The sequence below is a fragment of the Streptomyces acidicola genome (genome assembly GCF_009377235.1).
Classification (GTDB): domain Bacteria; phylum Actinomycetota; class Actinomycetes; order Streptomycetales; family Streptomycetaceae; genus Streptomyces; species Streptomyces acidicola.
In genome coordinates this window covers 1-14,561 of record NZ_VMNX01000240.1, presented here as the reverse complement: position 1 = coordinate 14,561, position 14,561 = coordinate 1, and the positions used below count along the sequence as shown (strand labels likewise).

The window sequence follows — 14,561 nt, the reverse complement described above, 5'->3', positions numbered from 1 at the left end:
CACGCCCCGCCGACCGACCGCCTTCCAGCACTACCTCGACCAGCGCGAGATACCCCGGCCGAAGTCCTGGCGAACCCTGGGCAGCTGACCTCAGCGGCACCAAGATCCCCGACAGAGTCAAGCTTAGGCCCTGTCGTCAAACTCCCGTCTGCCTCGCGGCGCCATGCACGCTCCCCCACTGCCTCAAGGGCGTGGGAGGTACCCCCCACTCGCCGCACCGGACGAAAGCCCAAGTAGCTCCTCCCCCAGTCTCAACTCCGTTCGACCGGGGGCACCCCCATCGAGGACTTCCGCCCGGCACGCCGAGAGCACGCATCTGACGCCGCGGGGCCCCGCCCTTCGGGCGGACGACGGGAGTTTGACGACAGGGCCTAGGGGACGCGTCACCTCGGGCCCCCGATCGCGTACATCGGGGCGGCGTTACGCGTCCGAGCGCAGCAGCGGGCGCACCGCCACCCCCAGCACCCGGTCCTCGGACACGTAGCCGAAGTGCCGGGAGTCGATGCTCCGGGCCGGGTTGTCGCCGAGGACCACGAAGTGGTCCCGCGGTACGGTGCCGCCGGGGCGGGAGTCGAGGGCCGAGGCCAGGTCCGCCGGGACGGGGTCATGCGGAGCGGCCGCTGTCCGTTTGATGACGAGGCTCGGCGAGCCCTGCGGGGGGCGCCATCCCTGACGCAGGACCAGTACGTCGCCGTGCCTGTGGGGCCGCACGGCGACAGGCCGGTGCCGCGGCGGTCTGAGCAGGACGACCTGGCCGCGCGTCAGACGCCCAGGGGCGTCTGCGCAGGACGAGGAGCCGGTCGCCGTCGCGGAGGGAGGGCTCCATGCTGGAGCCGGTCACGGTGACGGCGAGGAGACGTCCGCGCACCAGGCGGCGGATGAGTCCGGTCATGATGCCCTCTCCTGCTCGGCCGCCGGTGAGTTCCGGTCGGAGGTCTGGTAGCCGCTGGCCTGGAGACGGAAGAGCCGGGCGTAGGCGCCGCCACAGTGAACGAGCTCCTGGTGCGGACCCGTCTCGGTGATCCGGCCGTTCTGCAGAACGGCGATGACGTCCGCGTCGCGCAGCGTGCTCAGGCGGTGCGAGACGAGCAGCCCGGCACGGCTCGCCCGGTGCCGGCGCAGGCGCTGGTGGACGGCGTGCTCGGCCTCCGGGTCCAACCCTGAGCTGGGCTCGTCGAGGATGAGCAGGTCGGCGCCGGAGCGGATCAGGGAACGGGCCAGGGCGATCCGCTGCCACTGGCCGCCGGAGAGCACCAGACCTGTGTCCGTCTCCTCCTTGTCCGCCTCGCTGAAGAAGAATTCGGCTGAGCAGTGTGTCCTACCCGTGCGGCAGGGTGGCGAGCTTGTCGTGCACGTCGGCTAGGCGGGCCGCGTGCTCCACCCGGGCGTCGTCCTGAAGGGCTGTGAGGTCGCCGAGGGCGATGTTCTCCCGTGCCGTGAGGTCGTACTCCATGAAGTCCTGGAACGTCGCTCCGATCCGGCGGCGCAGTTCACGCGGACACAGCTCCCGCAGATCCACCCCGTCCCACAGGATCTGTCCGTGATCCGGGTCGTAGAACCGGCACAGCGGTTTCACCAGTGTCGACTTGCCCGCCCCGTTGAGGCCGACCAGCCCGACGGCCTGTCCCGCGGGGATCACCAGGTCGACGCCACGCAGCACCCAGGGATGCCCGGCACCGTAACGGCCTTCGCCCTCGGTACCAGGCGGTCGACCAGGGAGTCGGACAGATTCTGCAGCCACTGACGCATGGCATGTCCTTTCACAGTGGTGGCACTGTGGTGGGGACGTCCACTGTGGTGAGGACGTCCTGGTGTTGGCCGTGCTCGGGCTGTCCGTCGTCCGGATCAGCAAGGCCATCGCGGGTGCCCTCGTACGGACAAACCTTGGCCAGATCTTGAATTGGCTGGTGGGACGGGTTGGGCCAAGACTTGGGCGCGACCGGGAGCACAGGGGGACTGGGGGCGCGGTGACGATCGGGTTCGGCGTGCTCGGAGAGATTCAGGCGCACAGGGGCGGCATCGCCGTGGACCTGGGTCCGGCCAGGCAGCGCTGTGTGCTCGCGGCACTGCTGGTGGACCTGGGCCGCACAGTGCCGGTGGACGGCCTGGTCGACCGGGTGTGGGGAGCCCGCCCGCCGCAGCGCGTCAAGTCGACGCTGTACAGCTATCTGTCCCGGCTGCGGCAGGCACTGGGCACGGCGGCGGACGCCTCCCTGGCCGGCACGACCTCCATCGAACGGCGCTCAGGCGGGTACGCGCTGCTCACCGATCCGGGCCTGGTGGACGTGCACGTCTTCCGCGACCTGGCCGGGCAGGCCCGCGCCGCCGCTGACGACGACGGCCGAGCCGCAGCCTTGTTCGAGCGGGCGCTGGGGCTGTGGCGGGGCGAACCGTTCGCCGGGGTGGACACACCGTGGTTCAACTCGCTGCGGGAGTCGCTGCTGAGGGAGCTGTACGCCTGCCGACTCGACCGCAACGACGTCCAGTTGCGCCGCGGCCACCACGGCGTGCTGCTGACCGAGCTGGCCGACTGCCACGGGAGCCATCCGCTGGACGAGCGCCTCGCCGCGCAGTACATGCTGGCGCTCTACCGCAGCGGCCGCACGGCCGACTCCCTGCGCTGCTTCGAGCGGGTCCGGCGCGCCCTCGCCGAGGAACTGGGCAGCGACCCGGGGCCCGAACTGCGTCGACTGCACCAGAGCGTCCTCGCAGGCGACCCGGCGATCGACACCGCCGGTGACGCACCCACCGTGGTCCCGGTGGCCGGTGGAGAAGCCGCCTCCGGCAGCCTGTCGTCCCGGGACCGTATCGTGCCGCGCCAACTGCCCGCCGCACCACGGTGGTTCACCGGCCGGGTCCGCGAGCTCGCGCTCCTCGACCGTCTGCTGGACCCCCACAGCGAGGAGGACCGCGCGGTGGTGATCTCCGCGATCGACGGATCCGGCGGCATCGGCAAGACCTGGCTCGCCCTGCACTGGGCCCACCAACAGCAGGACCGGTTCCCTGACGGGGAGCTCTACGCCAACCTGCGCGGCTTCGACCCCACCGGCGAACCCGTTCCACCACACACGGCACTGCGCGGCTTCCTCGGTGCCCTCGGTACCGACCCCTCGCAGATCCCCGCAGACCCCGACGCGCAGACAGCGCTCTACCGCAGTCTGACCGCGGGCAAGCGCATGCTGGTCGTGCTGGACGACGCCCGCGACACCACCCAGGTCGTTCCCCTGCTGCCCGGGAGTCCCACCTGTACCGTCCTGGTCACCAGCCGAAGCCTGCTCACGGGCTTGTCCACCGCCCACGGCGCCCGCTCCCTCACCCTGGACGTGCTCACCGACAGCGAGGCCCACCACCTGCTCACCCGTCACCTGGGCGCCGAACGAGCGGGCGCCGAGCCCGAAGCAGTCGCCACCCTGCTGGAACACTGCGCGGGGCTGCCCCTGGCGATCAGCATCCTGGCCGCCCGTGCCACCACGAACCTCGACCTGCCCCTGGCGGCCCTGGCCGAGGAACTCCACGAGACCCAGACCCGACTCGACGCCCTGGACACCGGCGACATCACCGCCGACCTGCGCGCGGTCTTCGCCTCCTCCTACCGCGCCCTCGACCCCGACAGCGCCCGCGGGTTCGGGCTGCTCGGCCTCGCACCGGGCCCCGACATCAGCCTGTCCGCCACCGCCGGCCTCACCGCCCTCCCGACCGCGCAGGCACGCGCGCTCCTGCGCAGACTGCGGGCCGCCCACCTGGTCCAGGAACACACCCCGGGCCGCTACCGCATGCACGATCTGACCCGGCTCTACGCAGCCGAACGGGCGCGGGAGCACCCGGCGAGCGACAGCGACGAGGCGCTGCTGAGGCTGGTGGACTTCTACGTCCACACAGCCCGAGCCAGTGACGTCATACTCGACCCGCACGCCGTGCCCACCGAGGCGGAACCCCCGGCGGAGGGCTGCGTGCCGTACACACCGGACGGACCGGAGTCGGCGATGGCGTGGTTCGAGTCCGAGTACGCCTGCGTGCTCGCCGCCCAGACGTCGGCCATGACGCGGGGCTGGTACGGCAGGGCCTGGCAGCTGGCCTGGTCGGTGGACACCTTCCTGTGGCGACGCGGCCGTATCCACGACCACCTCGCCGTCTGGCGAACCGGCATCCTCGCCGCGGAACGGCTCGGCGATCCGGGAGCCCGTGCCCTGGCCCACCGACGGGTCAGCGCGGCCGACCTGCGGGTCGGCAAGGACGACACGGCGCGGGACCACCTCCGGCACGCGTTGGCCCTGTTCGAGGACGCCGGCGACCTCCTCAACCAGGGCCACACACATCAAGCCCTCGCCCAGGCGTGGCAGCAGACGGGCGACGACCGGCAGGCCCTGCACCACGCCGAGCGGTCACTGCGGATCTACCGGCAGCTGAAGGACACGGTGTGGGAGGCGAGCGCCTCCAACACGGTGGGCTGGTTCCAGGCCAGGCTCGGCGCCTACGAGCAGGCCCGCGCCCGCTGCCAGGACGCCCTGGCGCTGTGCCGCAAGGTCGGTTACCGCGAAGGCGAAGCCGCCACCCTCGACAGCCTCGGCTACACCGCCCGCCGCTGCGGAGACCTGGAACTGGCCCTGGAGCACTACGGCCAGGCACTGGCTCTGCGCCGTCTGCTCAACGACACCTACGAGGAGGCGAACACCCTGTCCTACATCGGCGAGACCCACCACGCTCTCGGCCGGTACGGTCACGCCCGCGACGCCTGGCAGCAGGCCCTCACCCTCTATCGGGCGCAACAACGCATTCCCGAAGCCGAGAACGTCCAGGAGCAACTCAACACTCTCCAGGACCGCGGCTGACCCAACTCTCCACGACCGCGGCTAACCCACCGACAACCGGCGGTCCAACGCCACCACCGAGTCACGGAACGCACGCTGCAACCCCGGCCGGGCAAGCCTCAGAGCGAACCGAAGGACCGCGGAACCATCAGCGGCCCAGCTCCACCGCACACGGGTCCCCGTCCCGGCAGGGGCAAGTCGCCACTCCTCCAGCAACGCGCCCACCCCGGGCGCGTTGGTCTCGTCCACCCGGTACGCGTACACCGTGGAGGGCTCGGCCGCGACGATCGTCTCCAGGAAACGGGTGCCGCCCTTGAGCCGGACCTCGCGCCGGGTGCCGTCCCCGACCGGGCGGGCGTACGTCACGCCCGTGAACCACTCGCTCCAGCCCGGAACGTCCTCGGCCATGGCCCGGAACACGGCCTCCGGGGGCGCGGACATCTCGCGCGTGAACACCAACCGCACGGGGGCGGTTCCCACGAAGTCGAGCCCCACCGGACGCAGACGGCGAACCATGGACGTGACCCCCTCGCGGGACGAATGCCCCGGACGGCAATGGGCGGTGGACCGGGCAGCGTCACCCTAGCTGGCGAGCCGTCAGGTGTCTGTACCGTCTTCCCCGGACTCGCCCGCGACCACCAGCTCCCTGAGATGCTCCGAGATCTCCGCACGCGCCCCCGCCGGCAACCCGGCGTCGGTGACCAGCGTGTCGACCTGCTCCAGGGACGCGAACGAACTCAGGCCCACCGTGCCCCACTTGGTGTGGTCGGCCACCACGACGACGCGTCGTGCGGACTGCACGAGCCGCCGGTTCGTCTCGGCCTCCGCCAGGTTCGGTGTGGACAGGCCCGCCTCGACCGATATCCCGTGCACCCCCAGGAACAGCACGTCGAAGTGGAGCGCGGCGATCGCCTGGTCGGCCACCGGCCCCACGAGCGAGTCGGACGGGGTCCGCACCCCACCGGTCAGTACGACGGTGGCCGCGCCCTGCCGCTGTCCCGAACTGCGCTGCGAGGTATGGAAGACATCGGCCACGCGCACCGAGTTGGTGACCACGGTCAGATCCGGCACGTCGAGCAGCCGCTGGGCCAGCGCGTACGTCGTCGTACCACCGGACAGCGCGATCGCCGTACCCGGCGCGACCAGCTCGGCCGCGGCCCGGGCGATGTCCTCCTTGGCGGTCAGCTCCAGCCCCGACTTGGCCTCGAAGCCCGGCTCGTGCGTGCTCGCCTCGGCCACCGGCACCGCGCCGCCGTGCACCTTCTCCACCGCGCCCTGGCGGGCCAGCGCGTCGAGGTCCCGGCGGACCGTCATGTCGGACACGCCGAGCTTGCGCGTCAGCTCGTTGACCCGGACCCCGCCGCGCCGCCGCACCTCGTCGAGGATCAGGGCGCGACGCTGCTCCGCGAGGAGGTTCTGGTTCTCACTCACGCCCGCTCCGGTCCTTTCGCCCCATCACGCCTCCATACCCCCTCCGACGAGCACATTCTCCCCGTCGCTCTTCCTGAGGACGTCCCATACTCGCACGCTCCGGCACCGTGGGCGCCACTGCCCGTACCGATGTGAACACGTCACGCTGTTCGACTCCGGGCCCTGATCGTGCCCGGTTCGGGGGAGATTCCGTGTCCATGGGTGTACGCCGTGTCCGGAGCGGAGATCATGGGCCTGCACATCACACCTGCCATAGGCGTATCACGGGGGAAGGGCAGAACAGTGGCGAGTGCGACCAAACATGCCCCGACAGGGGAGCACCACGGACCGGACCGGCCGGCCGAACCCGCCGGAGCGGCCCTCGAACTGCTGGTGCACGGCGTGGGCGGCACCACGCCCGAGGAGATGCTGAACGATCCGCGGACCGTGCGGATCACCGGCGACGGGACCGCGGCCGTCTTCCGGCGCGTCGACGACGCCGACGCGGAGGACCACCCCGAGGACCACCGCGGCGAACCGGTGCCCGAGGCGTACGTCTGGTCCAACCTGACCTCCGGAAACGGCTCCCGCGCCCTGTGGCTGTTGCTGCTGCCGTTCATGGTGGTCAACCTGGCCCACTGGATGCGCCCCACGGCTCGGGCCCGGGGGCGTGCCGTCCGCCTGTACGGACTGCTCGTCCGGCTGGCCGGGCTGACCCTGACCGTGCTGCTCGTCGCCGCCGCCTGCGAGGTCGCCCTCGACCTGACCGCCTGGCAGTGCGCGGGCACCCCGGCGTGCGCCGAGCACCACGCGTGGCTGGGCTTCCTGTCGCCCGAGGCGTCCGGCGGCGGCTGGTGGAGCCGGCCCGGCCGCCGCCTCGCACTGGCCTCCTTGGTGCCCGCCGCGCTCACGGGGCTGCTGTGGTACCTGTCCCACCGCACCTGGAGCGCGTACGAGTCCCAGAAGCCGATGAACCGCCGGGACGAACACGACGACGACGCCACCACCGGCCGCACCGCACTCGGCCGCCCCGGCTTCTGGTACGGCCGCCGTCTGGTGGCCCGGCTGCGTGCCGCGCACACGGCGGCCGGGTTCCTGACGGTCGCGGCGGCCGTCGGCTCCCCCGCGGCCCGCCACGACCGCGGGCCCGGCAGCTCTGTCCTGCTGGAGAGCCTGGGCTGGCTGGTGAACGCGCTGCTCGTGGGGGGCGCGGTCCTCGTGGTGTGGGTGGTGTGCCGACGGGGCCGCAGTGAGAACCGCCTGGACAAGGAGCTGGACCGCAACCTGGTGCGTCGGCTGCCCCTGGCCTCCATCGTCGTGCTGGCCCTCGCCATGCTGTACGCGGGCTGGTCGCGCCCCGAGTGGCAGTCGCAGGGGCGGCTGCCGGGCGACATGACGTTCGGCGGGATCGCCTTCGTGCAGGGCCTGCTCGTGATCGTGCTCGCCGTGGTGGCCCACGTCCTGTACCGCTCCCAGCCCGACTCCCGTACCGCGATGCGCGGCCTGGCCGGGCCCGCCGTCGCCATGCTCGCGTGCGCCCTCGGCGGAGTGATGTCCGGCGGGGTGGCCCAGCGCGTCGCCGACTGGCTGGACGGCGGCGGCGACGCATTCCTGGGCCCGCCGGTGCTGCTGACCTGGCAGGCGTCCGTGATCCCCGCGCTGCTGCTGGTCGTCGTGGTGCTCGTCGGCTGGCTGGCGTGGCGCACCTGGGTCCTGCGACGCGGCGAACTGGGTGTCGTGGAGGGGGAGTACGGGCTGAGGGCGGGGGAGGACTCGGCCGGACGGTCCGGCGAGGAGCCGGAGCGGCAGGACACGGCCCTCACCCGCCGTATCGCCGGTACGCGCGCCATGGCCACCCTCACCGACCGGGCACCTCTCGTGGTCGGCATCATCTCGACCGTGACGCTGCTCCTGGGCCTCGGCGCCCTGGTGGGTGCGACGATCACCGAGAAGACGCCGGGCGAGGCCGCCCTCGGCACCTACCCCTTCGTGGAGGGCGCCGCCGACACCGCGCAGGCCCTCGGGTCCTGGCTGATCGGATTCGGATTCATACTGTTCGTCGCCTCCGGCCGCCGCGCCTACAAGGACGCCTCAGTGCGGCGCACCATCGGCATCCTGTGGGACGTCGGCACGTTCTGGCCGCGCGCCGCCCACCCCTTCGCACCGCCCTGCTACGCCGAGCGTGCCGTGCCCGACCTGACCTGGCGGATGGCGACGTGGACACGGGCCACGGGCGGGCGGCTGGTGATCTCCGGGCACTCCCAGGGCAGCGTCCTCGCGGCGGCCGCCGCCTGGCAGCTGACGCCGTCGGTCCGCAAACGGATCGCGCTGCTCACCTACGGCTCACCGCTGGAGCGGCTGTACGGACGCTGGTTCCCGGCCCACTTCGGGCCGCGCGCCCTCGGCTCCCTGCACCGCGAGGTGGACTGCTGGCGCAACCTGTACCGCGTCACCGACCCCATCGGCGGCCCGGTGCGCCTGCCCGGCGACCGTGGACCCGGGGTCGACGCCGAGCCCTTCCAGGACCCCCTCGCGTACGGCCGGACCCGGGCTCATCCGCTGCCCGCCCCGATCCTCGGCCACTCCGACTACCAGGCCGACCCGGCCTTCGCGGTCGAACGCAAGCGGCTGCTGGACCGGATCGGGCCGGAGGTACCGGTCCCGCGGGCGGGGAGTAGCGGCGGGGTGTGAGGCCCGCCGAGCGCCGCGGCGAGCGGACGGCAGGTCCCGCCCGGTCACACCCGGGCGGGCTCGCCGTGCCGCGCCGTCACGGCAGTTCCGGCAGGTCCTCCGGGTAGAGCAGCGTGAGGTCGTCCGTGCTCGGTTCGGCGACCTGCGCGACGCGGCCCGCGTGGCGCTCGACCATCCCCTCGAAGGTCTGGCGCGCGGTGCGGCCGTTGCCGAACGTCGGCCCCTTGGGGATCGTCGTGAAGTACTTCAGCAGGGCCTCCGAGGCGCCCGGGCCCAGCCGGTACTCGTGCTCCTCGGCCTGCTGCTCCACGATCCGCAGCAGCTCCTCGGGACCGTAGTCACCGAATCTGATGGTCCGTGAGAAGCGGGAGGCCACACCGGGGTTGATGGAAAGGAACCGTTCCATCTCGGCGGTGTAACCCGCGACGATCACCACCACCGCCTCCCGGTGGTCCTCCATCAGCTTCACCAGCGTGTCGATCGCCTCGCGGCCGAAGTCGCGGCCCGAGTCCTCCGGCGACAGCGCGTACGCCTCGTCGATGAACAGCACTCCGCCGCGCGCCCGGTCGAAGGCCTCCTGAGTGCGGATCGCCGTGGAGCCGATGTGCTCGCCGACCAGGTCCACCCGGGACACCTCGACGAGGTGCCCCTTCTCCAGGACGCCCAGGGAGGCCAGGATCTCGCCGTACAGGCGGGCGACCGTCGTCTTGCCGGTGCCCGGGGAGCCGGTGAAGACCAGGTGGCGCCGGGCGGAGGCCGCCTTCAGGCCCGCCTGCTGACGGCGCCGGCCCACCTCGATCATGTCGGTGAGGGCGCGCACCTCCTGCTTGACGCTGTCCAGGCCCACCAGCGCGTCGAGTTCACCCAGCACGTCCTGCGACGACCGTGCGGGCCGCTCGGGCTCCGGGGCGGCCGTGACGAGCGGCTCCTGCTCGGTGGTGCGCTGGCCGGGGATCGCCCCCAGCAGGCCGGGGGACTGGCTCGCGGTCTGCACCGCCGTCTCCCGCGCCGCCGGGGCCGCCGGAGTCCGTACCCCGGCGCTCTCGTCGCTGGTGCAGTCCTCCACCACGGGCCCGCCGCCCGTGTCGCCGGGGCCGCCGTCCGCGAACTCGTAGCCCCCGCGCGCACAGCGCTCCGTACGGCACTTCCGCAGTGTCGTACGGCAGCCGTCGATCACGTGGAAGCCGTAGCCGCCGCTGCCCGTCACCCGGCAGCCCACGAAGCTGCCGCGGCCCTCGGCCGAGACGTAGAAGCCGGCCTCCGCGGGCGAGGTGACCGTGCAGCGCTCGATGGTGGGGTCGGCGCCCTTGGTGACGATGACGCCGGTCTGTGTGCCGTCCACGGTGCAGCCGGACAGCGTGCCGCCGCTGCCGTGGTCACGGAACCAGGCGCCCGTCGCGGCCTCCCGGATGCGGCAGTCGTCAAGCTGCGCGGTCGCCCCGTCGCTGACGGACACGGCCGTGTTGCGGACCTGTGAGAGGTCGCTGTCGATGACGTCCGCGCGCGAGCCGCGGTCCAGGACGAACAGGGCGTCGGGTACGTCGTGCACACGGCACGACTCCAGCACGGCCGTCGCGCCGTCACTGACCCAGACCGCCGGATAGTCACCGGTGCTGTCGAAGATCTCGCACTGGTTCGCGTCCACACGCGTGCCCGGGTCCCATACCGACAGGCCGTTGCGCCCGAACCGTCGCACGGTCGTGCGTGTCAGAGTGAGGACCGAGCGGGAGCGCAGGTCGATCGCGTTCTCCGGGATGTCGTGGATACGGCAGTCGGCGAGCGTGAGCACGGCGTCCGTGTCCAGGGTGACCCCGTCCGAGCTCGTCCGGTGCACATCGCAGTCCGTGAGGTGTGCCGCGGCCCGCCCGGTGATCTGCACACCGGAGCCCCGGACCTCGTACACCTCGCAACCGACCGCCTCCAGCGAGGAGTTCTCGCCGGTCGCGGACAGGCCCACCCCCGAGGCGTGGTGGACCCGGCAGCGCTCGAAGCGCGGGTGGGCGCCCGAGCGGACGGCGACGGCCGCCTGCCCGGCCGCCACGACCTCGCACTCCTCGAACACTCCGCTGCCGCCGTCCACCACGGCGATGCCGATCCCGGCCGGATTGTCGACCGTGCACCGGCGCACGGTCGGACGCGCCTCGCCGCGCACCTCGATGCCGGCCGCGGACCGTGTCACGATCCGCACGTCCAGCAGCTCCGGCACACCGCTCTCGACGAGCAGGGCGGGCGCGGCCGAGTCCTGGCCCTCCACGTGCAGGTCCTGCACCACCGCGGAGGCCCGCACGGTCAGCGGCACCCCGTCCACCGGGGCGATGCGCACGGAGCCCGGGGAGCCCTCGGGGCCCCGCAGGGTCACGGACCGCTGCAGCACGAGATTCTCCCGGTACGTACCGGGAGCGATGGTGAGTACGTCGCCGTCGCTCGCGGCCTCCAGAGCCGCGGCGAGCGATGCGTACTCACCTGTACGGCGCCGCCACCTCGATGTTCCGGTGTGCGTCACCTGGACCGTGCCCTGTGCCATGGCGCTGCTGTGCCCCCACCTCGTGGTACTCATGGCTCGTTCGCCTTCGGGGCGCTTCAGCCCCGACGGCTCCCTCGCACGCGGGTCGTCTGCCGAACAGTTCGGCCGGTCCACCGTAGCGTGCGCGAGGACGGGTGGTTGACCAGAGCAGCAAGGCCGTCAGCTGCCCGTGCCCGTCCTGCCCCAGTCCGGGCCCGCCTTGTCCCATGCCTGATCCCAACGGGCGTACCTGCGGCGGACCATGCGCCAGACGATCAGCCGCCTGGCACCCTCCACGCTCCCCGCGGCCAGCACCGCGGAGCCGAAACCGGCCAGCGCCGCATGCGTCGCCGCCGTGGCGGAGTCCAGCGGGCGGCCCACTATTCGGCCCTGACCGTCGGTCCACACCTTGAAGCGGTCGCCGGGGCGCGGGTCCCTGAGGCTCGCCGGCACCGTGCCGTGCCGCTGGGTGCCGTCCGGGGCGGTCCAGTCGGCGACCACACGGCTGCTTCGGTCACGGGCAGTCGCGGTCTCCGGGTCCGGATCCAGCGGAGAACTGTCGGCCTTCTTGACGACGGTGGCCGGCACCTCGAACCGGGCCTTGCGCTGCTCCCTCACGGACCGCTGCAGGGCATCCTGGGCGGCGGACCCGACGACGGCGCCGATCACCGGCGCGGCCACGAGGATCAGCACGAGAGCGGCGAGGGCCAGCCAGGCCTCGACCAGATCCGTCGTGCGGCGCAGCGGATTGTGCCGCCAGCTCCAGAGCCCGCCGATTGCTCGCACCGTCCCGCACCCCCTTCTGCGTCCGTGATATCCCCAGTGGGAGCCGTCCACGCGGTAGTCCGGCGAAGAGAGAGCGAAGTCACCCTTCCCGGAGGCCTCTCATGAACTTCTCACAAAGTCTCAACGAGTGTGGGCCTGGCGTGTGTTCCCCACGTCAAGTGATTCGAGGAACGAGATCCCGCCGCCGGGCCCGGCCCGGTCATGCGAGGACGCGCACCGGGTCGCCGATCCGGACCGTACCGACGGATTCCGGAACGAGGTTCTGGCCGAAGACCAGCTTGTCGCCGAAACGGCGGTGGCGCCCGAGGGTGCGCAGCGGCTCCCGGCCCCGCTCGGCGGTGCCCTGGTCGGTGGTGGTCACCACGCATCGCCCGCACATCTTGGCCACCCGGAAGGTGACCTCGCCGATCGCGATCCGCCGACAGTCGTCCTCGGCCCAGGCGCCGGTACCCGCCACGACCACGTTCGGCCGGAACCGGTTCATCGGCAGCGGGCCCTCGTCGGGGTGGTCGCCCTGTGCGATCAGGGAGTTGAGGGCGTCGAGTGAGGCCAGCGTGGTGAGCAGCAGGGGGTACCCGTCGGCGAAGCTCACGGTCTCACCGGGACGCGCGTACTCCGGATCGATCGGGCGACGGGTGGCCGGGTCGTCGAGGTGCACGAGACGCACGTCGAGCCCCAGGTAGTCGCTGAACCAGGAGTGCGCCGCGGAGCCCGCGAGGACCCCCTCCACCTTGTCCCGCCAGATCTCGACGGTCGTCGTGCCGGCCGGGTCGGGCACCGTGACGGTCAGCGGCTCACGGCCGGGCGCGGACAGCACGAGGCCACCGCCGGGCAACGGCTCGGCGGCGGCCAGCGCCATGCGCGGATGCGGGCGCTGCGTGATGACCTTGCCCGCCTCGTCGACCAGCACCCAACGCCGGTCCCCCGCCAGCCCCCAGGGCTCCACCACGGCCTCGTGGAGCGCGACGCCCCGGGCCGCCTTCAGCGGGTGGACATGGATCGAGTGCAGCGACGGATTCCCCATGGGGCCATCCTGCCACCAGGCACGGACAGCCCCGCGCGGAGCGCCTCAGTACCCGCGGTACTGCTGACCGTTGTACGGGTCCTGGTACGGGGCACCCTGCGCCGGGCGCGGGGCCGCGGGGCGCATCGCCTCGTAGCCCGTGCCGCCCGCCGCCGGACGCGGCTGCTGTGGCTGGGTGCCCGGGTATCCGCGCGGGGCCGCGGTCTGCTGAGGGACGTACGCCGCCGGGGCCTGCTGCAGCGGCGAGGGCTGCTGGGCCGGCGGATAGCCGTACGAGGGAGCCGACTGCGAGGGGCCGGCCGGCAGTGCGGGGAGCGCCGACGGCAGTGCGGGCAGGTTGCTGCCCGGTGTGTCGTACGCCGCGGGGACCCGGATCGGGGCGATCTGCGGGGTGCCCCGCTCGGCCACGAGAGAGTCGTAGATGGGCGTGTCGCCGAAGGACGAGGCGGAGTAGTAGCCGCCGCCATAGGAGCGGGGGGAGGTCATGGCACATAAGTTAAGCCCACGATGTGCTGGTTGGGGAGACCGATAAGAGGGTTGTTTTCCGTGTGGGCAGTGACTCCGGATCCCCAATGCGAGCGAACTCGGAGAAAAAGGGCAGCGCCTCTCACGACATTCTTGTAAAGGCCGAGTTCCGGGCGGGTTACCGACGGGTTGGGCTCCGCCTCGTCCCGTACGGCTTCTGGGGGTTGACGACCCCGAGGGAATAGGTTTGGCACGGACGGATCGGACTGCCCTGGGCGTGGCCCGGCGGTGAGCAGGCAAGCATGGGGGCGAACATGTCAATGCCCAAGGGATCGAATGTCGCGGTGCCGACGACCGCGCTGCGCATCGAACTGGGCTGGCGTGCCGGCCCCGGCGTGCCCGACGCGGACGCCTCGGCGCTCCTGCTGGTCTCCGGAAAGGTGCGCTCCGACGCGGACTTCGTGTTCTACAACCAGCCCGCGCACTCCTCCGGCGCGGTCCGTCACGAGGGCAAGCGCACCGTGGGCGGCCAGGTGACCGACACGCTGCTCGTCCAACTCGCGCGCGTGGAGCCCGCGGTCGAGACCGTGGTCCTCGCGGCCTCCGCCGACGGCGGCTCCTTCGGGCAGGTGCCGGGCCTGTACATCCGAGTGGTCGACGACCGCAGCGGCACCGAGGTCGCGCGCTACGACAGCACCGACGCGAGCGTGGAGACCGCGTTCGTCCTGGGCGAGCTCTACCGCCGCCAGGGCGCCTGGAAGTTCCGGGCCGTCGGGCAGGGTTACAGCACCGGGCTCGAAGGACTGGCGACGGACTTCGGCATCACCGTGGACGAACCACAGCACGCGGCACCGCCGGCACCCCTCGCCCCGCC

12 protein-coding genes are annotated in these 14,561 nt (G+C 72.3%); 3 read left to right on the top strand and 9 right to left on the bottom strand.

The genetic code is table 11. The annotated features are described in order from the left end of the window. Positions 1 to 420: 420 nt before the first annotated feature. The 3 genes from FPZ41_RS50025 to FPZ41_RS50445 all read right to left on the bottom strand — a co-directional run bounded on the left by FPZ41_RS50025 (position 421) and on the right by FPZ41_RS50445 (position 1,660). Positions 421 to 711 carry a S26 family signal peptidase gene (locus tag FPZ41_RS50025; RefSeq protein ID WP_322621253.1) on the bottom strand — a complete coding sequence of 97 codons (291 nt, stop codon included), beginning with the start codon at positions 709 to 711 and terminating at the stop codon, positions 421 to 423. 177 nt (positions 712 to 888) lie between these two features. After that, positions 889 to 1,254, bottom strand: a complete 366-nt coding sequence (locus FPZ41_RS50450) for an ATP-binding cassette domain-containing protein (protein ID WP_407698872.1) — start codon at positions 1,252 to 1,254, stop codon at positions 889 to 891. Between the two features lie 64 nt (positions 1,255 to 1,318). After that, positions 1,319 to 1,660, bottom strand: coding sequence for an ATP-binding cassette domain-containing protein (locus tag FPZ41_RS50445; RefSeq protein ID WP_407698871.1), 342 nt, complete (start codon positions 1,658 to 1,660; stop codon positions 1,319 to 1,321). A gap of 307 nt (positions 1,661 to 1,967) precedes the next feature. On the opposite strand from FPZ41_RS50445, the gene FPZ41_RS38090 reads away from it, so the two are divergent. Further along, the gene (locus FPZ41_RS38090) at positions 1,968 to 4,829 is read left to right on the top strand and encodes an AfsR/SARP family transcriptional regulator (protein ID WP_322621252.1); all 2,862 of its coding nucleotides are present in this window, start codon (positions 1,968 to 1,970) and stop codon (positions 4,827 to 4,829) included. Positions 4,830 to 4,850: 21 nt separating this feature from the next. On the opposite strand, the gene FPZ41_RS38085 is transcribed toward FPZ41_RS38090, so the two are convergent. Both FPZ41_RS38085 and FPZ41_RS38080 read right to left on the bottom strand, forming a co-directional pair. Beyond that, positions 4,851 to 5,324 carry an SRPBCC family protein gene (locus FPZ41_RS38085; RefSeq protein ID WP_152868335.1) on the bottom strand — a complete coding sequence of 158 codons (474 nt, stop codon included), beginning with the start codon at positions 5,322 to 5,324 and terminating at the stop codon, positions 4,851 to 4,853. A gap of 81 nt (positions 5,325 to 5,405) precedes the next feature. Next, a complete protein-coding gene (locus tag FPZ41_RS38080; RefSeq protein ID WP_322621251.1) occupies positions 5,406 to 6,239 on the bottom strand; it encodes a DeoR/GlpR family DNA-binding transcription regulator in 834 nt (277 codons plus the stop codon). A gap of 405 nt (positions 6,240 to 6,644) precedes the next feature. On the opposite strand from FPZ41_RS38080, the gene FPZ41_RS38075 reads away from it, so the two are divergent. Next, positions 6,645 to 8,909: a hypothetical protein gene (locus FPZ41_RS38075; protein WP_152868341.1), complete on the top strand. Its 2,265-nt coding sequence runs from the start codon at positions 6,645 to 6,647 to the stop codon at positions 8,907 to 8,909. 76 nt (positions 8,910 to 8,985) lie between these two features. Here the strand turns inward: FPZ41_RS38075 and FPZ41_RS38070 are convergent, their stop codons facing one another. The 4 genes from FPZ41_RS38070 to FPZ41_RS38055 all read right to left on the bottom strand — a co-directional run bounded on the left by FPZ41_RS38070 (position 8,986) and on the right by FPZ41_RS38055 (position 13,708). Continuing rightward, on the bottom strand, positions 8,986 to 11,433 hold the full coding sequence (locus FPZ41_RS38070; RefSeq protein ID WP_194236363.1) for a right-handed parallel beta-helix repeat-containing protein: 2,448 nt from the start codon (positions 11,431 to 11,433) through the stop codon (positions 8,986 to 8,988). A gap of 159 nt (positions 11,434 to 11,592) precedes the next feature. Continuing rightward, a complete protein-coding gene (locus tag FPZ41_RS38065; RefSeq protein ID WP_322621250.1) occupies positions 11,593 to 12,198 on the bottom strand; it encodes an Rv1733c family protein in 606 nt (201 codons plus the stop codon). A gap of 199 nt (positions 12,199 to 12,397) precedes the next feature. After that, on the bottom strand, positions 12,398 to 13,222 hold the full coding sequence (locus FPZ41_RS38060; RefSeq protein WP_152868331.1) for an MOSC domain-containing protein: 825 nt from the start codon (positions 13,220 to 13,222) through the stop codon (positions 12,398 to 12,400). A gap of 45 nt (positions 13,223 to 13,267) precedes the next feature. After that, complete coding sequence (locus FPZ41_RS38055) at positions 13,268 to 13,708, bottom strand: DUF6643 family protein (RefSeq protein ID WP_131570028.1); 441 nt, start codon at positions 13,706 to 13,708, stop codon at positions 13,268 to 13,270. A 299-nt stretch (positions 13,709 to 14,007) separates the two neighbouring features. Between FPZ41_RS38055 and FPZ41_RS38050 the strand changes: the two genes are divergently transcribed. Continuing rightward, a partial coding sequence (locus FPZ41_RS38050; RefSeq protein WP_228023245.1) for a TerD family protein occupies positions 14,008 to 14,561 on the top strand: 554 nt, incomplete at its 3' end.